The organism is Frigoribacterium sp. ME-P-080 (genome assembly GCF_030209595.1).
In the GTDB taxonomy this organism is placed as follows: domain Bacteria; phylum Actinomycetota; class Actinomycetes; order Actinomycetales; family Microbacteriaceae; genus Frigoribacterium.
In genome coordinates, this window is sequence record NZ_JARVRR010000004.1 from 541,656 (window position 1) to 567,829 (window position 26,174).

Here is a 26,174-nt window from a genome sequence, read left to right on the forward strand (position 1 = left end):
TCAGGCGCCGGTTCCCGCGGCGTCGCCGCGCGGGCCGGTCGGGGGGCGCTCGTCACCGCGGGGGTCGCCGACGCCGGCCTCGGTGTCTTCGACAACGACGACCTCGTCGGTCTGCTCGCCCTTCTCGTTGAGGCTCAGTGCCCGCAGGTACCGCTTCGTGTACTGCGCCTGGGTGCGCCGCAGGAACGGTGCCACGAGGCGCCACTTCGCGCTCGACGGCTTCGAGAACGACCGGATGGAGAGCCACACCGAACCGTCGTCGGTCTGGTCGACGATCCAGGACTCCTCGCCGCTCTCGGGGTGGCCGTCGAGGGTTCCGTACGCGAAACCCTTGCGCTTCGGTTCGTCGATCACGTAGACGACGCGCACCGGGGCCTCGACCCTGCGCCCGTAGGCCTCGATGCTGAGCGTGGCCGTCGTGCCCGCCGTGAGGAAGGGCGTGCCGTCGGGCGAGTAGCGCGACTCGTCACGCGCGGTCGCCCACTCGGCAGCGTCGACCGGTTGCCCGTGCTCGTCGAACTGGACGGGCGTGTACTCGCTCTCGTCGGCCGGCGGCACGCTGTCGACCCGGACGCGGATGCCGCTGCGCTCCTGGATCTGCCAGGTCATGGTGGCGATCCAGGCCGCGGCGAAGCGGGCGTCGCCGTGACCGACGCGGGCCCGGTACTCGGCCGGCTTGAACCCCTTCGGCGGGTACTGCATGAGGTCGGGGGCCTGCGTCGCCCCGACCTCGCCGTAGGTCGTGCGGGTCTCGGTGTGGGTGGCTCGACGCATGGACCCTACTTCTTGTCTTTCTTCTCGACGTCGCCGCTGAGGGCGGCGATGAAGGCCTCTTGGGGCACGTCGACCCGACCGATGGTCTTCATGCGCTTCTTGCCCTCTTTCTGCTTCTCGAGGAGTTTGCGCTTGCGCGAGATGTCGCCGCCGTAGCACTTGGCCAGGACGTCCTTGCGCATGGCCCGGATGCTCTCGCGGGCGATGATCCGGGCACCGATGGCGGCCTGGATGGGGACCTCGAACTGCTGCCTCGGGATGAGTTCGCGCAGCCTGCCCGTCATGAGCACCCCGTAGGCGTAGGCCTTGTCGCGGTGCACGATCGCGCTGAAGGCGTCGACCTGCTCACCCTGCAACAGGATGTCGACCTTGACCAGGTCGGCCTCTTGATCGCCGATGGGCTCGTAGTCGAGGCTGGCGTAGCCCGCCGTCTTCGACTTGAGGCTGTCGAAGAAGTCGAACACGATCTCGCCGAGGGGCATCGCGTAACGGATCTCGACCCGGTCCTCGCCGAGGTACTCCATTCCCAGCAGGGTGCCGCGGCGCTGCTGGCAGAGCTCCATGATCACGCCGACGTAGTCCTTGGGCGCGAGGATGCCCGCCTTGACCATGGGCTCGCTGACGCTCGCGATCTTGCCGCCCGGGAACTCGCTCGGGTTGGTGACCGTGACGGTCTTCTTGTCTTCGGTGGTGACCTCGTAGATGACGCTCGGGGCCGTCGTGATGAGGTCGAGGCCGAACTCGCGGTCGAGTCGTTCGGTGACGATCTCGAGGTGGAGCAGGCCGAGGAACCCACAGCGGAAGCCGAAGCCGAGGGCCACCGAGGTCTCGGGCTCGTACACCAGCGCGGCGTCGGACAGCTTGAGCTTGTCGAGGGCCTCGCGCAGGAGGGGGTAGTCGCTGCCGTCGATCGGGTAGAGCCCCGAGAACACCATCGGCAGCGGTTCGGTGTACCCGCTCAGGGCCTCGGTCGCGGGCTTGGCCGACGTCGTGACGGTGTCGCCCACCTTCGAGAGGCGGACGTCCTTCACGCCGGTGATGAGGTAGCCGACCTCGCCGACCGACAGCCCCTGGCTCGGGACGGGCTCGGGTGACGAGACGCCGATCTCGAGGATGTCGTGGGTCGACTTCGTCGACATCATCTGCACCTTCTCGCGAGGGTGCAGGGTGCCGTCGATCATGCGGATGTACGTCACGACGCCGCGGTAGCTGTCGTAGACCGAGTCGAAGATCATCGCGCGGGGCGGTGCGTCCTTGACGCCGACGGGCGAGGGGATGCGGTCGACGACGCGGTCGAGGAGCTCTTCGACGCCCATTCCGGTCTTGCCGCTGACCCGCAGCACGTCGGCGGGGTCGCCGCCGATCAGGCCCGCCAGCTCGGCGGCGTACTTGTCGGGGTCGGCCGCCGGGAGGTCGATCTTGTTGAGCACCGGGATGATCTCGAGGTCGTTCTCGAGCGCCAGGTAGAGGTTCGCCAGGGTCTGCGCCTCGATGCCCTGCGCCGCGTCGACCAGCAGGATCGCCCCCTCGCACGCGGCCAGCGAGCGGGAGACCTCGTAGCTGAAGTCCACGTGGCCGGGGGTGTCGATCATGTTGAGCGCGAAGGTCTCGCCGTTGCGCTCCCACGGCATGCGCACCGCCTGGCTCTTGATCGTGATCCCGCGCTCGCGCTCGATGTCCATGCGGTCGAGGTACTGGGCACGCATCGCACGCGACTCGACCACACCGGTGATGCCGAGCATGCGGTCGGCGAGGGTCGACTTGCCGTGGTCGATGTGCGCGATGATGCAGAAGTTGCGGAGGGACTCGGGCTCGGTCGACGCCGGCTCGAGTGCGCGGGTTGCTTGGGGACTCACACGATCCTCTGGGGGTGGTGGGCGGGGGTACCGCACGATTCTCCCACGCCCGGGCGACGGATCGGGCGTCGGCCCGCGCGGGGCCGCACGTCGGCAACTCCTGCCCGGTGTCGCGACCGGCACCGCGCCTCCCCCGGTCGACGGCTCGCGCCGTGACGGTGGGCAGGACTTGCCGACACCGTGGCCGCACCGGATGCCGTGCGCGCGGGACGCCGCGGGGCGGGCGAGCGGGTGGGCCGGTCGGCGGGTGGGTCAGAGGGGGATGCGAGCCAGAGGGGCGGTGCGGGCAACTCCTGGCCGGTGCCGCTCGGGCGGTCGGACTCCCCGGCGTCGCGTCGGGCGTGCGACGGCAGGCAGGAGTTGCCGACGCGGGCGACGCGAGCCGGGCCGCGGGATGAGCGCGGGACGAGCGCGGGCGCGGGAGGCGCGAGCCGGAACGCGGGACGGGACCGCCGGGCGGGACTGCCGGGCCGAGGGTCAGGCCGCGGTGCCGGGAAGGAGCGCGAGGACGCCGGCGCCCCCGACGACGGCGAGGCCGATCGCCAGGGCGATCAGCGTGCCCACGAGCATGACGGCGGACGAGACGATGCCGACGAGCGCCATGGTGCGACCCTCGGGCTCACGGCGGCGGGACAGGACGCCGAGGACGAGGCCGGCGATCGGGACGACGAAGGTGAAGCCGAAGCCGATCGAGGCGAGGCCGAGGACGAGGCTCCAGACGGCGAGGGGCGAACGGACGCCGGTGCTGGAGGCGGAGAAGGTCGTGTGCGCGGGTTGGTTCGTCATGCTCCGAGCCTAGGAAGCCCCTCGCGTCGACCCCAGGGGGCTGACCCCCGGATCTCAGCGGGGGTCGCCCGGCGCCGGCAGTTTGCCGAGCCCCCGGGTGATCACCTCGGGTGACGACGCGAGGCAGACGCGGATCCACCCCTCGCCGCTCCTGCCGAACGCACTGCCCGGCGCGACCGCGACGCGCTCCGACAGCAGGAACCGCTCGGCCCACGCCGCCACGTCGCCCTGCGAGGCGTGGCTGACGTCGATCCAGAGGTAGAAGGCGCCGGTGGGCTCGAGGTACCGGATGCCCCGCTCGTCGAGCAACGTCGTGGCGAGGTCGAGGTTGCTCCGATAGTGCTCGCGGGCATCGGCCACGGGCTGGTGGTCCCCCACGACGGCGGCGAGGGCGGCGTGCTGGTCGGGCTCGGCGACGCAGCTGATGGCCGCCTCCTGGACCGTGCGCATCGTCTCCGCGAGGCCCTTGGGCGTCACGAGGTAGCCGACCCGCACGCCCGTCATGGCGTAGGTCTTGCTCATCGAGAAGACGCTGAACACCCGGTCGTCGCCGTCGAGCGACGCCAGGCTGACGTGCTTCGGCCCGTAGGTGAAGTACTCGTAGACCTCGTCGCTGATGACCCAGAGGTCGTGCCGGCGGGCGAAGTCCAGCAAGCGCCGCAGCGTCTCCTCCGGATAGACGACGCCGAGCGGGTTCGACGGGCTGTTCACGATGAGGGCACGGGTGCGGTCGCCGACGAGGTTCTCGAGTTCGTCGAGGTCGGGGTGGAAGCCGAGCTCGGGGGCCAACGTGTAGGGCACGGGCACGGCGTCGAGCATGTGGGCGTTCATCGTGAACGTCGTGTAGCCGGGGTCCGGCACCAGCACCTCGTCGCCGGCTGCGAGCAGCAGTCCCATCGTCTGGTGCAGGGCCTGCGTCCCCCCGACGGTGACCCAGACCTGCTCGAGGTCCACGTGCACGTCGTTCTCCCGGGCGAGTTTGTCCACGAGCGCCTCGCGCAGGGCCGGGATGCCGCCGTTCGGCGTGTAGTCGGTGCGGTCGTCGGCCCAGGCGCGGCGTGCGGCGTCGGCGATGTGGCGGGCGACGGGCACGTCGGGTTCGCCCACCACGAGCATGTCGACGCCGTCGAGCTGCGCCGCGAGCTCGTAGACCCGACGGATTCCGGAAGCGGGCACGGTGGTCATGTGGGGTGCGAGCTGAGGCATGATGGCACGGTACCCCGCACGACACGGCACGCCGACCGGTCGACGTTCGTTGAGAGTCGGGCTCGCTGCTGGTAACGTTGCCTGTTGGCTTGCGCGTTACGTCTGCAGTGGCGGAACGCGATCGCAGCCGAGAGCCGCTCCGGTGGCCATCACCGGCGGCAGCACCGGGTCGACCGATTCATCTCGGTCGGACGCTCGGCTGGCGCACATCGTCCGATACTCAGAATCCAGAAAGTAGTTCACGTGGCAAACATCAAGTCGCAGATCAAGCGCATCGGCACCAACAAGAAGGCCCAGGACCGTAACCGCGCCGTCAAGAGCGAGCTCAAGACCGCCGTCCGCGCCACCCGCGAGGCCATCGCCGCCGGCGACAAGGACAAGGCCACCTCGGCTCTGCTCCTCGCGTCGAAGAAGCTCGACAAGGCCGCCAGCAAGGGTGTCATCCACCAGAACCAGGCCGCGAACCGCAAGTCGTCCATCGCGAAGCAGGTCGGCGCCCTCTAGGCTCCCCTCCCCCGAGCCCCCGGGCTCGACGACGAAGGCCCCGTCTCGATCGAGACGGGGCCTTCGTCGTCCCCGTTCGCCCGCAGGACAGGTGACCGGACGGTCAGGACGCGCGACTCACGACAGCAGCGAACCGCGCGTCGAGATCATGGTCACCATCCGCTCGAGCGCGTACACCGGATCGCGCTCGGCGCCCTTGACGGCCGCGTCGGTCTCGGCGAGCAGCTCGATGCACCGGCCCAGCCCGTCCTCGGTCCAGCCCCGGAGGTCTCGTTGTGCCCGTTCGACCTGCCACGGGGCGAGTCCGAAGCGCGAGGCGAGCTGACCCGAGCCGCCGTACGAGCCCTGCACCTTGGCCATGGTGCGGATCTTCATCGCGAACGCCGCCACCACGGGCACGGGATCGGCCCCGGTCGACAACGCGTGGCGGAGCAGGACCAGAGCCTCGCCCTGCTGACCCGCGATGGCCGCGTCGGCCACCTTGAAGGCGTTGGTCTCGACCCGACCCGAGTAGTACTTCTCGACCGTGGCCTCGGTGATCTCGGCCGCGGCGTCGCTGATCAGCTGCTGGCACGCGCTGGCGAGCTCGGCCAGGTCGTCGTTGAAGGCCGTCACGAGCGCCCGGAGGGCCCCCTGCGAGATGCGACGCCGTTCGGCGGCGAACTCGGCGGCCGCGAACTCGAGCTTCTCGGTGTCTTTCTTGAGCTCGGCGCAGACGACCTCGAGCCCGCCGCCGGTGCCGCCCCGGACGGCGTCGAGCAGCTTCTTGCCGCGGACCCCGCCTCCGTGGCGCAACACGAGGGTCGTGTCGTCGGCGGGCGTGTCGAGGTAGCGCAGCGTCTCGGTGAGGAAGGCGTCGGTGCACTTCTCGACGTTCGAGACGCGGATGAGACGTGGCTCGGCGAAGAGCGACGGGCTCGCCAGCGTCACGAGCTCGCCGGGCTGGTAATGGTCGGCCTCGAGGTCGTGCACCTCGAGGCTGGGGTCTTCGGCGACGAGCTGGTCGCGCAGCTGGCGGGAGGCACGGTCGGCGAGGAACTGCTCGGGCCCGCTCACCAGCACCACGGCCGCGGGACGGATCTTGTCCCACCCGACCTGGTCGATCGCGACCGAGGCCTTCTTCGCCGTCTTGCCACTCGCTCGCGCTGCCATGCTGCCTCTCGGACGTCGTCCCACGGACGCGGGGCCCGCCGCGCCTCCTCCGATGCTAGAGGACGCCACCGACGTGTCGGACGCGCGATCTCGACCCGCGGACCCCGCGTGCTCCCGCCAGATCCGCAGGCCGACGTCGCCGCCGTCACGGCCGACGGGCGTGACCGCGGCCTGACCGGCCTCGTCGCTGCGGACCACGACTCCCCCGCCGTCCCGGACCAGGTCGAGCGCGACGTCGGTGGGGTGCCCGTATGAGTTCTCTGCCCCCACGCCGACCAGGCCGACGCGGGCCGACACCCGCTCGTACAACTCGGCGTGCTGGTCCGCCGACCCGTGGTGCGACACCTTCAGGACGTCGACCCGCCCGAGCCCCTCCTCGCCGTCGGGTGACGAGGCCAGACGGCGTTGGGCGGTCTCACCGAGATCGCCGAGGGCCAGCAGGGAGAGGCACCCGACCCGGCAGGACCCGCCCGGGTCGAGGCGCACCACGAGGCTGGCGTCGTTGCCCGCCGGGGTCGCGGAGGGCGGCCAGAGGAGCCGCCACGTGTGGTCGCCGAGGCGTCCCCGGGTGCCGACCCGCGCCTCCTGGACCTCGGCGCCACCGCCGCGCAGGGCGGTCACGACCTCGGCGTCGTCCGAGCGCCCCACGGGCCCGACGAGGGCCGTGCCGACCCGGCCGACGACCGAGCCGATCGCCCCGACGTGGTCACGGTCGAAGTGGGTGAGCACGAGCAGGTCGACGTGGCGCACGCCGAACGTCGAGAGGCAGCGGTCGACGGCGGCCTCGTCGTCACCCACGTCGATCAGGGCGACGGCCCGCACGCTGCGGACGAGCACGGCGTCGCCCTGCCCCACGTCGCACTGGGCGACGACCCAGTCGTCGGGAACGGAGGCGCGGGTCACCACGGTGCGCCCGCCCACCACCCCGACGGTGGCCACCAGCACGCCCACCAGCAGCGTCGTCGCGACGGCCCGCAGGCGGCCGCGGGCCCGGGCCACCACGGCGACCACGACGAGGGCCGTCACGCCGACCAGGGAGGCGACGCCGAGCGCCGAGGCGTCCCACCCGAGTCGCGTGCCCGGCCAGGTCGACGCCGACCGGGCGACAGCCGCGACCCAGGACGACGGCAGCCACGAGGCCCAGGCGACGGCCGCGGCGGTCGCGGGCGTCCAGGGCGCGAGCACGCAGACGACGAGCCCACCCACGGTCGCCACCGGAGCCGCCGGGCCGGCCAGCACGTTCGCGGCGACGCCGTGCAGGGCGATGCTCGGTTCGAGGGCGAGCAGCACGGGCTGGCAGGCGAGCTGCGCGGCCGTGGGGACGGCGAGGGCCGCCGCCACGGGTTCGGGCACGAGGCGCGCCAGCAGGGCGGTCAGCGGCCCTCCGAGCACGACCAGCCCCGACGTCGCGAGGACCGACAGGACGAAGGCGAGGTCACGGGCCAACCACGGGTCCGCGAACAGCAGCCCGGCGACCGCCAGCGCGATCACGGGCACACCGGCGATCGGCCGGGCGACGGCGAGGTGCACGAGGACGAGCACCGCCATGACGGTGGCCCGGACGATGCTCGGCTCGGGCGTGACGAGCACGACGAACGCGACCAACACGACGACGGCCATCGCGAGTCGCAGCAACCGCGGGACCCTCAGCACCGACCCGACGAGCACCACGAGGGCGACCAGCACGGCGCAGTTCGAGCCCGACACGGCCGTCAGGTGGCTGAGCGACGCCTGCGTCATGTCGTCGTCGAGGTCGTCGGGCACTCCCGACGTGTCGCCGATCGCGAGCCCCGGCAGCAGGGCCCCGCCGTCACCCGGCAGGTCTGCGGCCACGGCACGGAAGGCCGAGCGGAGACCGTTCGACCAGGCCGACGCCCGCCCGGGCTCGGCGCGGACGCCGAGCGGCTCGACCGCCCGCCCCTCGAACGCGACCGACTCGCCGTACCTCACCGGGCCCAGGACGAGCCGGGCCGACACCCGGGCCCCGATCTCGGCCGACCGGCGACCGTCGAGGCGCGCCCCGAACACCCGCACCGGGACGCGGTCCCCGAGGGCCACGGTCCCCGAGCCGACGTCGAGTCGGTCGACCGACATCGTCAGGACGTCGGACCGCGCCTCGACCCGGTCGAGCAGGCGCCCCTCGACGGTGACCGCGTGCCCCTCCGACGTCGTGAGCCCCGACGGGTGACGGCGGTCGTCGCGCACCGCCGCCTGGCCCGTGAGCCCGGCGCACGCCCCGGCGCTCAGGGCCACCACCAGCAGGACCTGCCCGGCCGCGAGGGCGCCCACCCGCGCCACGAGCACGAGCCCGACCGCGACGACGCAGACGACGAGGGCGACGGCGGCCACGACGGGCGACAGCCCCGGCCGGGTCGAACCCACGGCGAGCCCGACCCACGCCACGGCCACCGGCACCCCGAGCCGCAGGTCGAGGACGCGACCGGGCGTCACACCCGCACCCGCTCGCGCAGTGCCTCGAGCGTCTTCGGACCGATGCCCGGCACCCCCAGCAGGTCGTCGACGCTGCGGAAGCGGCCGTTCTCGTCACGCCAGGACAGGATCGCCGCCGCGGTCGCCGGCCCCACCCCGGGCAGCGTCTGCAACGCGGCGTCGTCCGCGAGGTTGAGGTCGACCGTCCCGCCACCGGCCCCCATCCCGCCACCGGTCGCCGTTCCCCCCGCGGCCGGTCCACCCGCCGCTGCGTCACCACCACCCGCCACCCCGTCGTCCGCGGTCTCACCGACGGCCGGCACCCGCAGCTGCTCGCCGTCGACCAGCACCCGCGCGAGGTTGACCGCCGCCTGGTCGGCCTCGTCCGTGAACCCGCCGGCCGCCGCGACCACGTCGACGACGCGGGCGCCGTGCGGCAGTTCGTACAGGCCGGGCGCCGCCACCCGGCCGTGCACGTGCACGAAGACGACCGAGGCACCCGCGGGAGGTGCGGTGCCGGCCCCTGCCCCGGCCTCGGCCCCGGTGCCCGGCTCGACGGTCACGAGCTCGTCCGCCGCGCCTCCTCGGGTGGCGAAGGCCGACACGGCGACGCTCACCGCCAGCACGACGAAGAGCAGGACGACGACCGCCCCGACCCCCACGCGCCACCGCGGACCACCCGGCTCGGACGGGTCGACGGCGGTGCGGAAGCTGACGGTCATGACCCGTCACGGTACGAGCGCGCATCACGCCGCACGGACGACGACGGCCGCCCTGGGGAACCAGGGCGGCCGTCGACGAGTGGGGACGAGACGCCCCGAGTACCTACTTCACCGCGATGTTCACCAGGCGCGGCGCCCGCACGATGACGTTGACGATCTGCTTGTCGCCGATCGCGCGCTGCACGGCCGCCGAGTCGCGGGCCAGCGCCTCGAGCTCGTCGGAGGCGATCTTGGGCGACACCTCGAGCCGGTCGCGCACCTTGCCGTTGACCTGGACGACCGCGGTGACGCTCGTCTCGACGAGCAGCGTCGGGTCGGCCTTCCGCCAGCCGTACGTGGCGAGGGCACCGCCGTCGTAGCCGAGCTTCTCCCACATCTCGGAAGCCGTGTAGGGAGCGAACAGCGACAGCCCCAGCGCGACGGTCTCGGTCGCCTCGCGCACCGCCGGGTCGGACGCGCCGGGACCCGAGTCGATCGCCTTGCGGACGGCGTTGGTGAGCTCCATCAGGCGAGCGACGACGACGTTGTACTTGAACGCCTCGCTCAGCCCCGGGGCCTCGGCGAGGAACCGGTGGGTGACCCGGCGCAGGGCCTGGTCGCCGTCGGCCCACACCACGTCGCGCGAGCTGTCGACGTCGCTCGCGAGACGGAACGCCCGGGCCAGGAACTTGGCCGAACCGGCGGGCGAGACGTCGGCCCAGTCGATGTCGTCCTCGGGCGGGCCGGCGAAGGCCATCGTCAGGCGGATGGCGTCGACGCCGTGCTTCTCGATCTCGTCGGAGAGGCTGACGACGTTGCCCTTGCTCTTGCTCATCTTGGCGCCGTCCTGCAGCACCATGCCCTGGTTCAGCAGCGCGCTGAAGGGCTCGGTGAAGTCGACGTGGCCGAGGTCGAAGAGCACCTTGGTGATGAAGCGCGCGTAGAGCAGGTGCAGGATGGCGTGCTCGACGCCTCCGACGTACTGGTCGACCGGCGCCCACCTGCTGGCCTGGGCCGGGTCGAAGGCCCGGTCGGCGTCGGTGGGATCGAGGAACCGCAGGAAGTACCACGAGCTGTCGACGAAGGTGTCCATCGTGTCGGCGTCCCGACGCGCGGGCGACCCGTCGCGCGGGTCGGGCACGTTCACCCAGTCCTCGGCCGCGCCGAGCGGCGAGCTGCCCTTCGGCTTGAGGTCGAGGCCCTCGGTCGACGGCAGTCGGACCGGCAGCTCGTCGTAGGGCACCGGCACCTCGACGCCGTCGGCCCCGTGCACGATCGGGATGGGCGTGCCCCAGAAGCGCTGGCGCGAGATCAGCCAGTCGCGCAGACGGTACGTCTTGGCCGCCCCGCCGTCGCCGGACGCCTCGAGCAGTTCGACGACGCGCTTGATCGCGTTCGACTTGCTGAGGCCGGTCAGGGCGCCCGAGTTCATCAGTCGGCCGTCGCCGGTCAGGGCCACGCCCGTCTCGCGGGGGTTCAGGTCGGGCAGGTCGTCCGGCAGGATCGCCTGGCCGTCCTCGTCGAGCTCGAGCTTGGGGATCACGCCCGTGACGGGCGCGTTCGTGTCGACCACGACGCGCACCGGGAGGTCGTACTTGCGGGCGAAGTCGAGGTCGCGCTGGTCGTGCGCGGGCACGGCCATGACCGCGCCGTGGCCGTAGTCGGCCAGCACGTAGTCGGCGGCCCAGACCGGCATCGGGTCGCCCGTGAGCGGGTTGACCGCGACCCGGCCGAGCGGCACGCCGGTCTTGGGGCGCTCGCTCGACTGGCGCTCGATCTCGGTCGCCTTCTGCACCTCGACGAGGTACTCGGCGAAGGTCGCCTTGACGTCGTCCGTCGCGTCGGCGACGAGTTCGGCCGCGAGGTCGGAGTCGGGCGCGACCACCATGAACGTCGCGCCGTAGAGGGTGTCGGGACGCGTGGTGAAGACCGTGACCTTCTCGTCACGGCCCTCGATGGCGAAGTGCACGTCCGCACCGATCGAGCGGCCGATCCAGTTGCGCTGCATGTTGAGCACCTTGGTCGGCCACCGGCCCTCGAGCTGGTTGAGGTCGTCGAGCAGACGGTCGGCGTAGTCGGTGATCTTGAAGTACCACTGCGTCAGCTTCTTCTTGACCACGACGGCGCCCGACCGGTCGCTGGTGCCGTCGGGCAGCACCTGCTCGTTGGCGAGCACGGTCTGGTCCACCGGGTCCCAGTTGACCCAGCTGTCCTTGCGGTAGGCCAGGCCCTTCTTGTACATCTCGAGGAACAGCCACTGGTTCCACTTGTAGTACTCGGGATCGCTCGTGTGCAGCACCCGGCTCCAGTCGAACGACGGGGCGTAGAGCTTCATGCTCTGCTTCTGCTGCGCGATGTTCGCGTAGGTCCACTCGCGGGGGTCGACGCCGCGCTTGATGGCCGCGTTCTCGGCGGGGAGCCCGAAGCTGTCCCAACCGATCGGGTGCAGCACGTTGAAGCCCTGCTGGCGCCAGTACCGCGTCACCATGTCGCCGAGGGCGTACTGCTCGGCGTGGCCCATGTGCAGGTCGCCCGAGGGGTAGGGGAACATGTCGAGGATGTACTTGCGCGGCCGCTTGTCGTCGGGGTCGACGACGAACGGCTGCTCGGCGTCCCACCGGGCCTGCCACTTCTCTTGCAGGCGGGCGACGTCGTACTCGCGTTCGGGCACGCCGTCGTGGGTCGGGATGGCCGAGGAGGCGTCGGTCGCGGTCGTGTCGTGCTCGTGTGCCACGGGGCTCTCATTCACTGCTGGCAGTCGGTGCGGTGGGGGCGGACCGTCCGTGCGAGGGCACGGCGACGTGCGCCGGGCTCGGCGATCCTCGCCAAGGCTACCGAACGGCACGCGCCGTCACGACATGCGGACCGGGGCCCCGTCGGCGGTACGGACGCCGAGCACGGCGAGCAGGGCCGCCGCCTTGAGCTCGACCTCGTCGCGTTCGTCGACCGGCACCGACGAGATGGTGATGCCGCCGCCCACCCCGACGCGAGCACCCGCCGGTCGCGCGGGCCGTCCCGCACCCGCCGCCCGGGCCCCGTGGACGACGATCGAGCGGATGGTCATCGCCAGGCTCGCCGAGCCGTCGCGCCCGAGCCAGCCGGTCGCGCCCGAGTAGACCCCCCGGGGCGCTCCTTCGAGGTCGGCGAGCAGTTCGACGGCCCGTCGCTTCGGGGCACCGGTCATCGACCCGGCGGGGAAGGCCGCCTCGACGACGTCGGCCGCGGTGCACCCTGCCCCGAGACGGGCCCGCACCGTGCTGACGAGCTGGTGGACGTGCTCGTATGAGTGCACGGCGAGCAGCTCGGACACCTCGACCGTGCCGAGCAGGGCCACCCGGGCGAGGTCGTTGCGGACCAGGTCGACGATCATGACGTTCTCGGCGCGCTCCTTCTCGCTCTCGACGAGCTCGCGCGCGAGCACCGTGTCGTCGGCGCCCGACCCGCGGCGTCGCGTGCCCTTGATCGGCGCCGACGACACCCGGCCGTCGGCCGTCACCTCGACGAACGACTCGGGCGACGCCCCGACGACGGCCACGTCGCCGATGCGCACGAACGACGCGTGCGGCGCCGGCGAGGACCGACGGAGGCGCGCGAAGGCCTCGAGCGCGTCCACCGGCCCCACGACGTCGACGGCCGTGGTCAGGCAGAGCTGGTACGCCTCGCCGGCCGCGATGGCCCGCCGACACCCCTCGATCAGGTCGAGGTACTCGTCGGGGCGGTGCCGCCAGCGGGCGGTGGGCGGGGCGGTGCCCCCCGAGGAGGCGCGGGTCGGCCCGGGCACCGGAGGCTCGGGCGGCACGTCGGCCCAGGCCTCGACCAGGGAGGGTGCCCACGGGTCGCCGGCCCGCGCGACGGCCTCGACCGAGCGTGCGGCGTGGTCGAAGACCAGGGCACGGTCGACGTCGAGCAGGGCGAGGTCGGCGGGGTCCCCGTCGGCGGCGACGGTGGAGGCGGTGGCTGCCCGCCGGTGCCCCTCGGTGGCGTCGCGGTCGAGCAGCCGGCAGCCGAAGCCGTAGCCGAGCCAGCCGGCCCAGCCGAGGGGATGGCTGTCGGGCTCGACGTCGACCAGGTCGTCACGCACCGCCTGCCAGAGCCGGTCGGCGCCGCCGTCGCGCACGTCGCCCGTCGCGGCCCGACCCCACCCGACGACCGAGCGGCCCCGCACGGCGCCGTCCCCGGCGTCGCGCCAGACCACGTCGCCGGTCGCGGCCAGGTGCCGGACGACGGCCTCGGGGTCGCGCCACGGCAGGGAGGAACGGACGACCGCGGGACGCATACCCTTGATCCTATGAGCGGAGACCCGACCCGATGAGTGGCGAGCGGCCGGGTGGTGACGTGCTGCACGTCTGGCAGGGCGACGAGCTGGCGACGCGCGGGGGCGGAGGGGCGGCGGACGCCGACCCGCGCCTCCTCGTGGCGGACTCGTGGCTGGTCGACGACGGCTCGGTGCTCGCCCTCGACGTGCACCGCGACCGATTCGCCGGGTCGATCGCCGAGGTGCCCGGGGCGCCCGACGCGGACGAGGTGTCGGCGTTCTGGACGGCGGCCCTCGCGGTCCTCCCCCGGGCGGGAGCCTGGTTCCCCCGCGTCGAGCTCGTCGCGGGCGACGGAGCCGAGGACGGCGACCGGGCACGGCTGCGGCTGCGCCTCCGTCCCGCTCCCCTGCGTCACCGCTCGGTCGTCCTCGCCACGGCCGACCGGGACCCCCGCACGCGACCGACGGTCAAGGGGCCCGACCTCGCCGCCCTCGGCTCGCTCGTCTCCGAGGCGCGGTCCCGAGGGGCCGGCGAGGCCGTGCTGCTCTCGCCCGAGGGGCACGTCGTCGAAGGCGCCTGGAGCTCGATCGTCTGGTGGCGCGGGGACGCCCTCTGCCTCCCGTCGGACGACCTGGCGCGCCTCCCGGGCGTCACGGTCCGCAGCCTGACGACGCTGGCCGCCGTCCTCGGCGTCGACGTGCTGCACGACCGCACCCGGCCGGACGAGCTCGACGGGTTCGAGGTCTGGAGCCTCGGCGCACTGCACGGCATCCGCATCGTCACCGGCTGGATCGACGGCCCGGCACCCGCCGAGGAGCCGGGGCGCCTGGCGCTCTGGCGCGGCCGACTCGACCGCCTGCGACGACCGGTCGACGGCTGACCCCCACCGGGCCGCGATCGGTGCCTCGACGCGTCAGGCGCCGGCCCCGTCGTCGGGCGTGACCTCGGACCCGACCTCGGAGCCCACCTCGACCTCGTCGAGGCGGCCCGCCTCGAGGCGCACGCGCCGCGTCACCAGCTCGGCCGGCACCTCGACGTGCGAGATCACGACGACCGTCGAGCCGTCGTCACGGGCGGTGGTCAGGACGTCGTGCACGAGCCGCCGGGCGGTCTCGGGGTCGAGTCCGGCCGTCGGCTCGTCGAGCACGAGCACCGGGAACCCCCGCAGGAGGGCACGCGCGAGCGAGATGCGCTGGGCCTGACCACCCGAGACGAGGACGCCGCGCTCGCCCACCGGTGCGTCGAGCCCGCCGCGCTCGGCGGCCCAGCGGCCCAGCCCGACGCGGTCCAGGACCGCGAGCAGGTCGTCGTCGGTGGCGGTGTCGCGGGCGAAGAGCAGGTTCTGCCGCAGGGACTCGTCGAAGAGGTAGGGCGTCTGCTCGATCAGGCCGACCGTGGCCCGGACGGCGGCCGGGGCGAGGATCGCCGTGTCGACTCCCCCGACCTCGTAGCGACCCGTGTGCTCGACGAAGCGGGCCAGCACCCACGCCAGCGTGGTCTTGCCGGCGCCGCTCGGCCCCTCGACCACGAGGCGGTCGCCGACGGCCACGTCGAGGTCGACGCCGCGGAGCGCGGGGCCCGCCGCCCCCGGCCAGGTCGCCGAGACCCCTCGCAGGCGAAGCGCGGGCACGGAGGCCGGCACGGCGGGCCCGTGGGCTCGGAGAGGGTCGGAGGCGGTGACGTCCGCCTCGCCGGACACGTGGTCGTCGTCGACGACGCCGGCCGGCACGTCGACCGGCACCGCCGAGTCGACGCGGTCACCGCTCGCCCGCACGCGACGCCAGGCCAGCACGGCCGTCGGGACGGCACCGACGACCTCGAAGACGGCGAGGGGCACGAGAGCGACCAGCGCGAAGGCGGGACCGGTCAGCCCGCCCGAGGCGACGTCGGGCGCCACGACGGGGATCGTCGCGAGCACGGCGGCACCCGACAGCGCCGAGAGCACGGCGGCGACGACACCCCCGGTCAGGGCCCGACGCGAGGAGGCGCGGCGCAGGTCGTCGTCGAGTCGAGCGACCCGGGCGAGCTGGCGGTCCACCGCCTCGAACGCGACGAGCACGTCGAGGTTCTGCACGAGGTCGACGACGGCGGCCGAGAGCGCCCCCCGCCGGTCGGCGAGGGTGCGTTCACTGCGGCGGGCGAGCCGGTCCGCGGCGACGCAGCCGACGACGAACGCGACGACGAGTGCGCCTGCCAGGACGACCGCCGCCATCGGCGACACCAGGGCGACGCCGATCACCGCGACGACCGAGGTCAGGCCCGACACCACGAGCGGCTGCACGACCCGGAGGGGAAGGTCCTGCAGGGCGTCGACGTCACCGACGACCCGCGCCAGCAGGTCGCCGCGATCGGTGCGGCCGAGACCCGCCGGGGCCACGCGGATCAGTCGGCGGTAGAGCTCGGTGCGGACCACGGCCAGCTGACGGAAGGCCGCGTCGTGGCTCGACAGCCGTTCGAGGTAGCGGAAGACCGCGCGGGTCAGGGCGAACGCGCGGACGCCCACGACGGCGAGCGAGAGGTACAGGATCGGCGGCTGCTCGGCGGCCCGCGTGATGAGGTACGCCGACGCCGCGAGCAAGGCCACCGCCGAGAGGGCGCTCAGCGACCCGAAGACCAGGCCGGGGGCGGCGCGGCGCCCGGCGGGCTGAGCCGTGCGGAGCAACGAGCGGGTCACGAGGGGCCTCCGATCGGGACGACGACGTCGGCCGCGTCGCTCACGGCGCGGCGGTGCGTGACGACGACCACGGCGACGCCCGTGGCCGCGATGCGACGGAGGCCCTCGACGACCCGGGCCTCGGTGACCCGGTCGAGGGCGGACGAGGGCTCGTCGACCAGCAGGAGGCGCGCCCCGACCCGGTCGAGCCGGTACAGCGCCCGGGCCACCGACACCCGCTGCGCCTGGCCGCCGGACAGCCCCTCGCCGCCGGCCCCGAGCACGAGCGCCGGGTCGAGGCCGGCCGCGCCGGCCAGGTCGAGGGCGCGGACGACGGCCTCGGTGGCGGGCCCGTCCTCGTCGCCGAGGCCGACGTTCTCGGCGACGGTGCCGGACGACAACTGGGCGGACTGGCCCGACCAGGCGATCTCGTGGCGGGCGGGCGCGCGGCCCGACGAGCGCCAGACGGCCCGTCCCTCGCACGGCTCGAGCCCCAGCACGGCGTCGAGCAAGGTGGACTTCCCGGCACCGCTCGGTCCGACGACCGCGGTGACGCGACCCGTCTCGGCGACGAAGGAGGTCTCGGCCAGCCGCACCGCGCCTCCTCGGCCGACCGACACCCGGTCGACGACGAGCGCGTCGGCCTCGGGGAGGGCCGCGGCCGGATCGGCGTCGGTCGTCGCCCTGGACGACCGGGGCGTGACGTCGCCGTCCTCGTCGTCGAGCAGCTCGAAGACGTCGTCGGCCGCCGCGACCCCGTCGGCCGCGGCGTGGTAGTTGGCTCCGACCTGGCGGAGGGGCAGGTAGGCCTCGGGGGTGAGCAACAGCACGAACAGCCCGGCGGTCAGCCCCAGCGACCCCTCGACGAGCCGGATGCCGATGGACACGGCGACGAGTGCGACGGACAGCGACGCCGCGAGCTCGAGCACGAAGCCGCTGAGGAACGACACGCGCAGCACCGTGACCGTCTCGACCCGGTAGTCGTCGGTGATGCGACCGATCCGCTCGACCTGGCGCCGCTCGCGACCGAAGGCCTTCAGCGTCGACGCCCCGCCCACGGCGTCGGCGAACGACGAGGCGAGGTGCGTCAGGCGGTCCCACTGCCGGGTCTGGGCGGCCCGCGTGGTCCACCCGATCAGGACCATGAAGACGGGGATCAACGGCAGGGTCAGCACGACGATCAGGGCCGACAACCAGTCGTGGAGCGCCATGACGACGATCAGCAGCGGCGTCGCCAGGGCCGTCAGCACCAGCTGCGGCAGGTAGCGCGCGAAGTACTCGTCGAGGGCGTCGAGCCCGGGGCCGACGAGCGTCGCGACGCGCGCCGAGGAGTGGCGGTCGACCCAGGCGCGCCCCCGGTCGGCGACGGCGCGGACGACCCGGGCCCGCAGCTGGCTCTTGACCTGCGCCGCGGCCCGCGCGGCCGTCACCTCGAGGGCCCAGGCGACGAGCGATCGTGCCGCCACCGAGACCCCGAGCCCCAGCAGGGTGGTCGAGAGACCGGAGACGCGCCCGTCGACGACCTGGACCACGGCCGTCGTGGTGAACCAGGCCACGGCGACGATCGCGAGGGTCTGCGCGAGGCCGAGCACGGCACCGAGCCCCAGGAACACCCGGGCGGCGGAGGCGTAGCGCAGGAGGCGCGGGTCGAGCGGCTTCACGGACGTCGCCTCAGTGCGCGGCCGGGATCGTCGCCCGGGTGATCCGCTTGCGGAAGATCCAGTAGGTGAAGCCCTGGTATCCGAGGATGAGCGGGACGAAGACGAGGGCCACCCAGCTCATGATCGTCAGGGTGTAGGTCGAGCTCGACGCGTTGGCGATCGTGAGACCGTTCGCCGGATCGTTGCTCGCCGGCATCACCCAGGGGAAGAGCGCGGCGAACAGGCTCGACACCGCCAGGGCGATCGTGAGGGCCATCAGGCCGAAGGACCGGCCCTCGCGACCGCGCAGGTTCGCGACGAACGAGGCGATCAGGCTGACGGCGGCCCCGGCCGAGAGGACCACCGAGGCGAGGGTCCCGTGCATCAGCGAGGTCAGGACCAGGAAGGACGCCGCGACGACGATCGTCACGAGCCCCGCGCGGGTGGCCAGGCGCCGGGCCCGGTCACGGATGCCGCCCTCGGTCTTGAGCGTGACGAACACGACGCCGTGCGTGAAGAAGAGCAGCAGGGTCGTGAGACCGCCCAGCAGGGCGTAGGGGTTCAACAGGTCGACCAACGTCCCGGTGTAGTTGTGCCCCTCGTCGAGCGGCACGCCCTGCACGACGTTGGCGAACACCAGCCCCCAGACGAACGCCGGCACGGCCGAGCCGACGACGATCATGAGGTCGAAGCGGCGCTTCCACGAGGACTCGGGACGCTGGTGGCGGTACTCGAACGAGACGCCCCGCGCGATCAGGGCCAGCAGGATGAGCAGCATCAGGAGGTAGAAGCCGCTGAACAGCGTGGCGTACCACTCGGGGAAGGCCGCGAACAGGAACGCACCGGCGACGATGACCCAGGTCTCGTTGAGGTCCCAGACCGGACCGATGGTGTTGATCAGCACGCGCCGGTCGGTGTCGTCGCGACCGAGGAAGGGCAGGGACATGCCGACCCCGAAGTCGAAGCCGTCGAGCACGAAGTAGCCGACGAAGAAGAACCCGAGGATCACGAACCAGAGGGTGGGGAGGTCCATGGTCAGAGCCTTTCTCGCATCGGTTCGGTGGGGGTGGTGGGCATCAGTAGACCGTCGCCTCGTGGCGGATCTCGCCCGACACGGGGTCGGGCTCGGGGGCGTCGGCCGGCCCCTTCTGGGCTGCCCTGACGATGAGCTTGAACTCGACGACCGCGAGCGTGCCGTAGATCAGCGTGAAGGCGACGAGCGAGATGAGCACCGTCAGGCCGGTGACGCCCGGCGAGACGCCGTCCTCGGTCTTCAGCAGCCCGAAGACGAGCCAGGGCTGTCGACCCATCTCGGTGAAGACCCAGCCGACGATCATGGCGAGGAGGGGCATCGGGTAGCTGAAGACCGCGGCCCGCCAGACCCACCTGTTCTGCGGCAGGCGTCCTTTGCGGGTGATCCAGAGGCCGACGAGCGAGACGAGCACGCTGACCATGCCGAGGCCCATCATCCAGCGGAAGGACCAGTAGGTGACCCAGATGATCGGGGTGTAGTCCCCCGGACCGTAGAGCTGCACGTACTGCGCCTGGAGGTCGTTGATGCCCTCGACCGTGCCGTCGAAGGTGTGCGTCGACAGGAACGACAGCAGGTACGGCACCCGGATGCTGAAGAGCTCGTGCACCCCGTCGGGCGTGCCCAGGGTGAAGATCGAGAACGAGGCGTCGGCGCCGGTGCTGGTCTTGTACAGGGCCTCCGCGGCCGCCATCTTCATCGGCTGGGTCTCGACCATGGCGAGACCCAGCTGGTCGCCCGTGATGAAGGTGAGCGCGCCGGCGGCCACCATCGTCCAGAGACCGAACCGCAGGGCCGGTCGCATCGTCTCGAGGTGCTGGTTGCGCGAGAGGTGCCAGGCGGCGACGGCGACGATGACCGCGGCCGAGACCATGAAGCAGGCGAAGATCGTGTGCGGGAACGCGGCGAGGGCGACCTTGTTGGTCAGCACCTCCCAGATGCTCGTGAGCTCGGCCCGCCCCTTCTCCTCGTTGATGTCGTAGCCGACCGGGTTCTGCATGAAGGCGTTGGCGGCGATGATGAAGTACGCCGAGAGGATGCTGCCGACCGTCGCACCCCAGATGCTCAGCAGGTGGAGCTTCGGCGGCACCTTGTCCCAGCCGAAGATCCAGATGCCGATGAAGGTCGCCTCGAGGAAGAACGCGAGCAGGCCCTCGAGCGCGAGCGGGGCGCCGAACACGTCGCCGACGAACCGCGAGTAGTCGGACCAGTTCATGCCGAACTGGAACTCCTGGACGATGCCGGTCACGACGCCCATGGCGAAGTTGATCAGGAAGATCTTGCCGAAGAACTGGGTCAGCTGCAGGTAGTGGACGCGGCCGGTGCGCACCCAGGCCGTCTGGAAGACCGCCACCGTGAAGGCCATGCCGATCGTGAGGGGCACGAACAGGAAGTGGTAGATCGTGGTGAGCCCGAACTGCCAGCGGGACAACAGCAGCGGGTCGAGCAGCTCGTTCATCGGGATGTGCCTTCTCCCTCGGATGGTGGTGGTGGTCGTGCGTCGCACCGTCGGGACGTGTCGAGCCTAGATCCGGAGATGAACGACACCTGTCGTTTAGGGCACCCGGGCGCCGTGCACTCGCTGTGAATAGGCTCGGGCGGGTGAACGACGTGCTGACGACCCTGCTCGACCTGGTGCAGTCCGTCGATCCCGTGCTGAGGACGGTGCTGGCCGGCATCGCCATGGTGCTCGAGACGTCGGTGCTGCTCGGCCTGATCGTGCCGGGCGACACGGTGGCGATCGTGTCGGCCACGGCGGTGGGGTCACCCTTCGAGTTCGGTGCGCTCGTGGTCGCCCTCGTCCTCGGCGCCCTGGTGGGCGAGAGCATCGGGTTCGCCCTCGGCCGGTTCTTCGGACCGAGGATCCGCGCGAGCGCGCTCGGACGACGCCTCGGCGAGGCGAACTGGGTCCGGGCCGAGAACTACCTCGCGCGACGGGGCGGCATCGCCGTCTTCGTCTCGAGGTTCCTGCCGGTTCTGCACTCGCTCATCCCGTTGACGGTGGGCACGAGCCCCATGCGCTACCGGACGTTCCTCACCTAAACGGCCCCCGCCTGCCTCCTCTGGGCCCTCGCCTACGTCTCCGTCGGCGCGGCGGCCGCGGGCGGCTACCGCGAGCTGGCGGACCGACTGCACCAGGCCGGGTACGTCTTCGTCGGCATCATCGTCGCGTTCGTCCTGCTGGTCGTCGTCGTGAAGAAGGTCCTGCACCACCGCGAGGAGCGCCACATGACACGCCCCGACGGGGACGCGGGCGACGGGACGTCCTGACCCGCGCCTCCTCGGGGTCGCCCTCCGGGCGGGGCCCGGACGACGGAGAGCCCCGTTCCGCGGACGGAACGGGGCTCTCGACGAGGGGGCCTAGCTGTCGAGCAGGCCCTTCTCGGTCAGGTAGTCCTTGGCGATGGTGGCCGAGGACTCCTTGTCGGTCTGGCTCTTCGAGTTGAGCTTCTGCAGGTCGGAGGCGCTCAGGACCTCGTCGACGCTGTCGATGACGTCCTGCGCGTCGGAGTCGACCTTGTCGGACACGATCGGCACCACGTTCTGCGGCAGGATCATGTTCTCGGGGTCGTCCAGGGTGACGAGGTCGTTCTCGGCGATCAACGGGCTGGCCGTGTAGATGTCGGCCAGCTGGACGCTGCCGTCGGTCAGGGCCTTGACCGTCAACGGGCCACCGCCGTCGTCGATCGGCGTCGAGGTGACGTCGACACCGTAGATGCTCTTCAACCCGGGAGGGCCGTAGGGACGTTCGGCGTTCTCGGGCGGAGCACCCAACGTCAGCGTGCCGGAGTAGTCCTTGAGGTCGGCCAGGCTCGTGATGTCGTTCTCCTCGGAGAACTCCTTCGTCACGTTGTAGCTGTCCTGGTCGGACGCAGCAGCGGCCTTCAGCGCGGTCAGACCGGAGGGCAACGCGGCGGCGAGGGCCGTCTCGACCTCTTCGGGCGACTTGGCGGTCTCGTCTTTGTCGTAGTACTGCAACAGGTTGCCGGTGTACTCGGGGAAGACGTCGATCTTGCCGGACTCGAGCTCGGGCAGGTAGACCTCGCGCTGACCGATCTGGTACTGACGGTCGACCGTGTAGCCCTTGGCCTCGAGGGCCTGGGCGTACAGCTCGGCGATGATCTCGTTCGAGTAGTACTGCTGCGAGCCGATGACGAGCGTGTCGCCGTCGCTCGACGCCGACGAGTCGCCGGAGCTCAGCGGGTCGCTCGACGCGCACCCTGCCAGGGCCACCATGGCCCCGATCGCGACTGCGCCGAGAACGGTGAGCCGGCCTTTCTTGTTCGCTGTGATCACTGTGTGCCTTTCGTGAGGGGTGTTGCCGTGACCGCCCCGGGCCGGACGGCCCTGGAGCGGATGTCGGTGGGGCGCCCGGCCGTGACCCCGGCGGGGACGACGAGGCGCTGGACGATCGAGAAGAGGATCTCGAGGACGACCGCGAGGGCGATGACGAGGATGGAGCCCGCCAGCATCTTCGGGTAGTCGTTCGCCCGGAGGCCCGTGATGATGTAGCTGCCGAGACCGCCCGCGCCGACGAAGGTGGCGAGGGTCGCCGTCGCGACGACCTGGAGGACGGCGGACCGGATGCCGCCGATCAACAGGGGCAGGCCGAGGGGCATCTCGACCTTCGTCATGATCTGCCACTCGGTCATGCCGACAGCCCGTGCGGCGTCGACGGTCTTGCGGTCGACGGCCTCGAACCCCGAGTAGGCACCGGCGAGCACCGACGGGATCGCCAGGATGACGAACGAGATGATCGGCGCGGTGAGGCCGATGCCGACGGACAGGGCGATCAGGGTGATGACGCCGAAGGAGGGCAGGGCACGCGCGCCGCCCGAGATCGAGACGGCGATCGAGCGACCACGGCCGGTGTGTCCGATGAGGTACCCGACGGGAACGGCGATCACCGAGGCGATCACCACCGAGAGGGCGCTGTACCAGAGGTGCTGGCCCAGCCTCGTGGGGATGCCGTCGGCACCCGTCCAGTGGATCGGGTCCGCGAGCCAGGCGAACGCCTCGACGAAGAAGTTCACGGCAGCACGACCTTCTGGCGGTCCTGGAGGGGAGCGACGGGCTTGATCTTGGCGTCCTTGCGGCTCCAGGGCATGAGGACCCGCCCGAGGAGCACGAGCAGGAAGTCCAGCACGAGGGCCATGACGATGGTGAGCACGATCCCCGCCACGATCTCGGCGGTGATGTCGCGCTGGAAGCCGTCGATGAAGAGGAGTCCCAGACCGTTGACGCCGAGCACCCCTCCGACCGTGGCGAGGCTGACCGTGCTCACCACGACGACCCGCAGACCGGCGAGCATGACCGGACCCGCCAGGGGGAACTCGACCCTCCAGAACCGTTGCCAGGACGAGTAGCCCACGGCCGTCGCCGACTGCGTGACGTCGGCCTCGACGGCGGCGAGGGCGTCGGCCACCGATCGGACCATGAGGGCGATGCCGTAGAGGGTGAGGCCGATGACGATGTTGACGGGACTCCGCAGCGAGGTGCCGAAGACCACCGGCAGGGCGATGAGGAGGGGCAAGGACGGAATCGCGTAGAACAGACCGGCGACCGTGAGGATTCCCCTCGACACCCGGTAGCGGTTCGCGAACCAGCCGATGGGCAGCGAGATGACGAACGCCAGGATGACCGGCGGCACGCTCAGGCCGAGGTGCACGATCGTCTTGTCGAGGATGTAGTCGCTGTTGGACCAGATCCAGTTCACGACGCCTGCCCACCTCGGACCGACTCGGTCAGCACCCCGGCGGTGCGCCCGTCGCCGTCCACCACCACCTGCCCGGTCGGCGTCTGCTCGACGTGGAGGGCACGCTTGCCCCGGTTGGCTCCGATGAACTCGGCGACGAAGTCGGTGGCGGGTGCCGAGAGGATCTCGGCGGGGCTGCCCTGCTGGGCGATCTGGCCGCCCTTCTCGAGGATCACGACCTGGTCGCCGAGGTAGAAGGCCTCGTCGATGTCGTGCGTGACGAAGACGACGGTCTTGTCGAGTTCGCGCTGCAACCGGATGAGCTCTTGCTGCAGGTCGGACCGGACGAGCGGATCGACGGCACCGAAGGGCTCGTCCATGAGCAGGATGTTCGGGTCGACGGCGAGGCCACGGGCCACGCCGACGCGCTGTTGCTGCCCTCCGGACAGCTGGCTCGGGTAACGCTGGGCCAGGTCACGGTCGAGACCGACGGTGTCCATGAGCTCGAGGGCGCGGTCGCGGGCGACCTTCTTCGACGTGCCCTTGAGGACGGGGACGGTCGCGATGTTGTCGACGACCTTGCGATGCGGAAGGAGGCCGGAGTTCTGCATGACGTAGCCGATGCTGCGGCGGAGCCCGACGGGCTCGAGGTCGCCGATCGACTTGCCGTCGATCTCGATGACACCGGAGGTCGGGTCGACCATGCGGTTGATCATCCGCAGGATCGTCGTCTTGCCGCAGCCGCTCGACCCGACGAAGACCGTGGTCTTCCGGGACGGGATCACCAGGCTGAAGTCGTCCACCGCCAGGGTGCCGTCGGGGTACTGCTTCGTCACGGAACGGAACTCGATCATGGGTGGCTCATTCCTCGTGGGCAGCACGAATCGACACTTGCCAGGGCGTTCACCCAACCACAGATCCCGACGAAGCGTCACCGACCCCGCCGGGGCCCCCGACGCCGGCCGTCACACGGCCGACGAGGTCAGTGCGCGCCGACGAGGGGCTCGAGGTAGCCCGTCAGGACCGTGCGGCACTGGTCGACGAAGCGGCCGTCGCCCTCGGCGTCGTCGATGAAGGCGCGCGCCAACAGGGCGTTGGCGATCTCGACCGCCACCTGGAGGCCCAGCTCGAGCTCGTCGGTGCGCGGCACCGAGCAGTGGTCGACGAGCACGGCGAGCAGCTGCTCGGCCAGGGGGCTCGTGTACTGGCGCGTCTCGGGCGTGCGCACGTCGGGTGCGTCGCCGAAGCGGATGGCCCGGAAACCGGGCTCGCTGCGGTACATCTCGGCCTTGGCGTCGACGAACAGGTCGACGGCACGACGCCAGTCGGTGACGGCGTCGTCGGACACGGCCTCGTCGACCCGGACGGTCAGACGCTGGACGGAACGCAGGGCGAGCGCGTCGACGACGGCGATGCGGTCGGGGAAGTAGCGGTAGACCGTGCCGATCGAGGCGCCCGCCCGCTCGGCGACCATGGCCGTCGTCAGACGCTCGTAGCCGATCTCGTCGATGATGGCCGCGGCCGCGTCGAGCAGCCCGGTGAGCCGCGCGGAACTGCGAGCCTGGACCGGCTCGTTCCTCAGCAGCGGTGAACCCCCGGGCAGTGCGTCATTGACGTCGGTGACGAGCAACGTTTCTCCGTTTCGTGGCGATGCCTCGACGGGGTCGGGCACGGTGCGATGACGTCGGAAGGGGGACCGTGGTGGCGGTCACCGGATGTCGGCGGCTGCCACCAGAATGGATCGCATGTGCGGACGATTCGTGATGGCACGCGCCTCGAGCGACCTGGTGGCCCTGTTCGACGTCGATGTATCAGGAGACACTCTCCCAGAGCCTTCCTGGAATATCGCTCCGACCCGGCCGGTGAGTCTGCTCGTCGACGCGGCTCCTCGGGGCGAGGACGCCGGCGGCCCGCCGGTCCGACGGCTCGCCGCGGCGCGGTGGGGTCTCGTGCCCGGTGGCTCGGCAGGGCCCGACTCCGGTCCCCCGCTGTTCAACGCACGGTCCGAGTCGGTCGCCGAGAAGCCGTCGTTCCGCGACGCCGTGGTCTCGCGCCGCGGCCTGGTCCCGGCCACGGGGTGGTACGAGTGGCAGACCCTGCCCGACGGCTCGAAGCGCCCCGTCCTCGTGCGGCTGCCCGACGACGAGGTGGTGCTGTTCGGCGCGCTCTACGAGTGGTGGCGAGACCCGTCGGCCGAGGTGGGCGCCCCGTCTCGGTGGCTGTTGTCGACGACCGTGTTGACCCGCGCCTCCTCGGGTCCGGTGTCCGAGGTGCACGACCGCATGCCGGTGCTCGTCGGCACCGACGTCATGGACGACTGGCTCGACCCCGAGACCGAGGGCGACGACGACCTGGTGCAGGGCATCGCCGGCCTCAGCGACGAGATCGCCGCGCGCCTGCTGCACCACGAGGTCGGCCCCGAGGTCGGCTCGTCGTCGGTCGACCACCCCGGTCTGCTGGCCCCCGTCGGCTGATCCGGTCCGCCGGCGG

Annotated in this window: 20 protein-coding genes and 2 pseudogenes; 4 read left to right on the plus strand and 18 right to left on the minus strand. The window is 71.8% G+C overall.

Annotation, left to right across the window (positions count from 1 at the left end):
* The 4 genes from QRN23_RS11105 to QRN23_RS11120 all read right to left on the minus strand — a co-directional run bounded on the left by QRN23_RS11105 (position 1) and on the right by QRN23_RS11120 (position 4,622).
* The gene (locus QRN23_RS11105; RefSeq protein ID WP_277959831.1) at positions 1-774 is read right to left on the minus strand and encodes a DUF1990 domain-containing protein; all 774 of its coding nucleotides are present in this window, start codon (positions 772-774) and stop codon (positions 1-3) included.
* A gap of 5 nt (positions 775-779) precedes the next feature.
* Positions 780-2,630, minus strand: coding sequence for a translation elongation factor 4 (gene lepA / locus QRN23_RS11110; protein ID WP_056045691.1), 1,851 nt, complete (start codon positions 2,628-2,630; stop codon positions 780-782).
* 477 nt (positions 2,631-3,107) lie between these two features.
* Positions 3,108-3,416 carry a DUF4190 domain-containing protein gene (locus tag QRN23_RS11115; protein ID WP_285063565.1) on the minus strand — a complete coding sequence of 103 codons (309 nt, stop codon included), beginning with the start codon at positions 3,414-3,416 and terminating at the stop codon, positions 3,108-3,110.
* Positions 3,417-3,470: 54 nt separating this feature from the next.
* Positions 3,471-4,622, minus strand: a complete 1,152-nt coding sequence (locus QRN23_RS11120) for a pyridoxal phosphate-dependent aminotransferase (protein WP_159824834.1) — start codon at positions 4,620-4,622, stop codon at positions 3,471-3,473.
* A gap of 243 nt (positions 4,623-4,865) precedes the next feature.
* On the opposite strand from QRN23_RS11120, the gene rpsT reads away from it, so the two are divergent.
* The gene (rpsT, locus tag QRN23_RS11125; protein ID WP_043596189.1) at positions 4,866-5,126 is read left to right on the plus strand and encodes a 30S ribosomal protein S20; all 261 of its coding nucleotides are present in this window, start codon (positions 4,866-4,868) and stop codon (positions 5,124-5,126) included.
* A gap of 117 nt (positions 5,127-5,243) precedes the next feature.
* On the opposite strand, the gene holA is transcribed toward rpsT, so the two are convergent.
* The 5 genes and pseudogenes from holA to QRN23_RS11150 all read right to left on the minus strand — a co-directional run bounded on the left by holA (position 5,244) and on the right by QRN23_RS11150 (position 13,685).
* A complete protein-coding gene (holA, locus tag QRN23_RS11130; RefSeq protein ID WP_056047549.1) occupies positions 5,244-6,278 on the minus strand; it encodes a DNA polymerase III subunit delta in 1,035 nt (344 codons plus the stop codon).
* Between the two features lie 660 nt (positions 6,279-6,938).
* A pseudogene (locus tag QRN23_RS11135) lies at positions 6,939-8,372 on the minus strand (ComEC/Rec2 family competence protein); the annotation flags it as partial.
* Positions 8,373-8,725: 353 nt separating this feature from the next.
* A complete protein-coding gene (locus QRN23_RS11140) occupies positions 8,726-9,430 on the minus strand; it encodes a ComEA family DNA-binding protein (RefSeq protein WP_285063566.1) in 705 nt (234 codons plus the stop codon).
* Positions 9,431-9,533: 103 nt separating this feature from the next.
* Positions 9,534-12,143, minus strand: a complete 2,610-nt coding sequence (gene leuS, locus QRN23_RS11145) for a leucine--tRNA ligase (protein WP_173150953.1) — start codon at positions 12,141-12,143, stop codon at positions 9,534-9,536.
* A 117-nt stretch (positions 12,144-12,260) separates the two neighbouring features.
* Positions 12,261-13,685 (minus strand): anthranilate synthase component I family protein, encoded by a 1,425-nt coding sequence (locus QRN23_RS11150; RefSeq protein WP_285063568.1) that lies wholly within the window; start codon positions 13,683-13,685, stop codon positions 12,261-12,263.
* Between the two features lie 32 nt (positions 13,686-13,717).
* Between QRN23_RS11150 and QRN23_RS11155 the strand changes: the two genes are divergently transcribed.
* On the plus strand, positions 13,718-14,545 hold the full coding sequence (locus QRN23_RS11155; protein WP_285063569.1) for an aminotransferase class IV: 828 nt from the start codon (positions 13,718-13,720) through the stop codon (positions 14,543-14,545).
* Positions 14,546-14,578: 33 nt separating this feature from the next.
* On the opposite strand, the gene cydC is transcribed toward QRN23_RS11155, so the two are convergent.
* From cydC to QRN23_RS11175, 4 genes are read right to left on the minus strand one after another with little or no spacing between them, the layout of a single operon-like run.
* Positions 14,579-16,339 (minus strand): thiol reductant ABC exporter subunit CydC, encoded by a 1,761-nt coding sequence (gene cydC / locus QRN23_RS11160; RefSeq protein ID WP_285063570.1) that lies wholly within the window; start codon positions 16,337-16,339, stop codon positions 14,579-14,581.
* The gene (gene cydD, locus QRN23_RS11165) at positions 16,336-17,979 is read right to left on the minus strand and encodes a thiol reductant ABC exporter subunit CydD (RefSeq protein ID WP_285063571.1); all 1,644 of its coding nucleotides are present in this window, start codon (positions 17,977-17,979) and stop codon (positions 16,336-16,338) included. The genes cydC and cydD overlap by 4 nt, the downstream gene beginning before the upstream one ends.
* Before the next feature lie 10 nt (positions 17,980-17,989).
* Positions 17,990-18,991, minus strand: coding sequence for a cytochrome d ubiquinol oxidase subunit II (gene cydB, locus QRN23_RS11170; RefSeq protein ID WP_285063572.1), 1,002 nt, complete (start codon positions 18,989-18,991; stop codon positions 17,990-17,992).
* A gap of 43 nt (positions 18,992-19,034) precedes the next feature.
* Positions 19,035-20,447: a cytochrome ubiquinol oxidase subunit I gene (locus QRN23_RS11175; protein ID WP_123570195.1), complete on the minus strand. Its 1,413-nt coding sequence runs from the start codon at positions 20,445-20,447 to the stop codon at positions 19,035-19,037.
* A gap of 143 nt (positions 20,448-20,590) precedes the next feature.
* Between QRN23_RS11175 and QRN23_RS11180 the strand changes: the two are divergent.
* Positions 20,591-21,259, plus strand: a pseudogene (locus tag QRN23_RS11180) (DedA family protein).
* A 90-nt stretch (positions 21,260-21,349) separates the two neighbouring features.
* On the opposite strand, the gene QRN23_RS11185 reads toward QRN23_RS11180, so the two are convergent.
* From QRN23_RS11185 to QRN23_RS11205, 5 genes are all read right to left on the minus strand, one after another.
* Complete coding sequence (locus QRN23_RS11185) at positions 21,350-22,285, minus strand: ABC transporter substrate-binding protein (protein ID WP_285063573.1); 936 nt, start codon at positions 22,283-22,285, stop codon at positions 21,350-21,352.
* Positions 22,282-23,022, minus strand: coding sequence for an ABC transporter permease (locus tag QRN23_RS11190; RefSeq protein ID WP_056045720.1), 741 nt, complete (start codon positions 23,020-23,022; stop codon positions 22,282-22,284). Before QRN23_RS11190 ends, QRN23_RS11185 begins: the two co-directional genes overlap by 4 nt.
* The gene (locus QRN23_RS11195; RefSeq protein ID WP_056045723.1) at positions 23,019-23,705 is read right to left on the minus strand and encodes an ABC transporter permease; all 687 of its coding nucleotides are present in this window, start codon (positions 23,703-23,705) and stop codon (positions 23,019-23,021) included. Before QRN23_RS11195 ends, QRN23_RS11190 begins: the two co-directional genes overlap by 4 nt.
* Positions 23,702-24,538: an ABC transporter ATP-binding protein gene (locus QRN23_RS11200; protein WP_056045726.1), complete on the minus strand. Its 837-nt coding sequence runs from the start codon at positions 24,536-24,538 to the stop codon at positions 23,702-23,704. The genes QRN23_RS11195 and QRN23_RS11200 overlap by 4 nt, the downstream gene beginning before the upstream one ends.
* A gap of 128 nt (positions 24,539-24,666) precedes the next feature.
* Complete coding sequence (locus QRN23_RS11205) at positions 24,667-25,314, minus strand: TetR/AcrR family transcriptional regulator (RefSeq protein WP_056045731.1); 648 nt, start codon at positions 25,312-25,314, stop codon at positions 24,667-24,669.
* 115 nt (positions 25,315-25,429) lie between these two features.
* Between QRN23_RS11205 and QRN23_RS11210 the strand changes: the two genes are divergently transcribed.
* Positions 25,430-26,158 carry an SOS response-associated peptidase gene (locus QRN23_RS11210; protein WP_159824822.1) on the plus strand — a complete coding sequence of 243 codons (729 nt, stop codon included), beginning with the start codon at positions 25,430-25,432 and terminating at the stop codon, positions 26,156-26,158.
* The last annotated feature ends 16 nt before the right edge of the window (positions 26,159-26,174 follow it).

Coding starts and splice junctions, on each gene's coding strand:
- QRN23_RS11105 (WP_277959831.1), bottom strand. CDS start 774: ATGCGTCGAGCCACCCACACCGAGACCCGCACGACCTACGGCGAGGTC.
- QRN23_RS11115 (WP_285063565.1), bottom strand. CDS start 3,416: ATGACGAACCAACCCGCGCACACGACCTTCTCCGCCTCCAGCACCGGC.
- QRN23_RS11120 (WP_159824834.1), bottom strand. CDS start 4,622: ATGCCTCAGCTCGCACCCCACATGACCACCGTGCCCGCTTCCGGAATC.
- holA (WP_056047549.1), bottom strand. CDS start 6,278: ATGGCAGCGCGAGCGAGTGGCAAGACGGCGAAGAAGGCCTCGGTCGCG.
- QRN23_RS11140 (WP_285063566.1), bottom strand. CDS start 9,430: ATGACCGTCAGCTTCCGCACCGCCGTCGACCCGTCCGAGCCGGGTGGT.
- QRN23_RS11150 (WP_285063568.1), bottom strand. CDS start 13,685: ATGCGTCCCGCGGTCGTCCGTTCCTCCCTGCCGTGGCGCGACCCCGAG.
- QRN23_RS11155 (WP_285063569.1), top strand. CDS start 13,718: ATGAGTGGCGAGCGGCCGGGTGGTGACGTGCTGCACGTCTGGCAGGGC.
- cydB (WP_285063572.1), bottom strand. CDS start 18,991: ATGGACCTCCCCACCCTCTGGTTCGTGATCCTCGGGTTCTTCTTCGTC.
- QRN23_RS11175 (WP_123570195.1), bottom strand. CDS start 20,447: ATGAACGAGCTGCTCGACCCGCTGCTGTTGTCCCGCTGGCAGTTCGGG.
- QRN23_RS11200 (WP_056045726.1), bottom strand. CDS start 24,538: ATGATCGAGTTCCGTTCCGTGACGAAGCAGTACCCCGACGGCACCCTG.
- QRN23_RS11210 (WP_159824822.1), top strand. CDS start 25,430: ATGTGCGGACGATTCGTGATGGCACGCGCCTCGAGCGACCTGGTGGCC.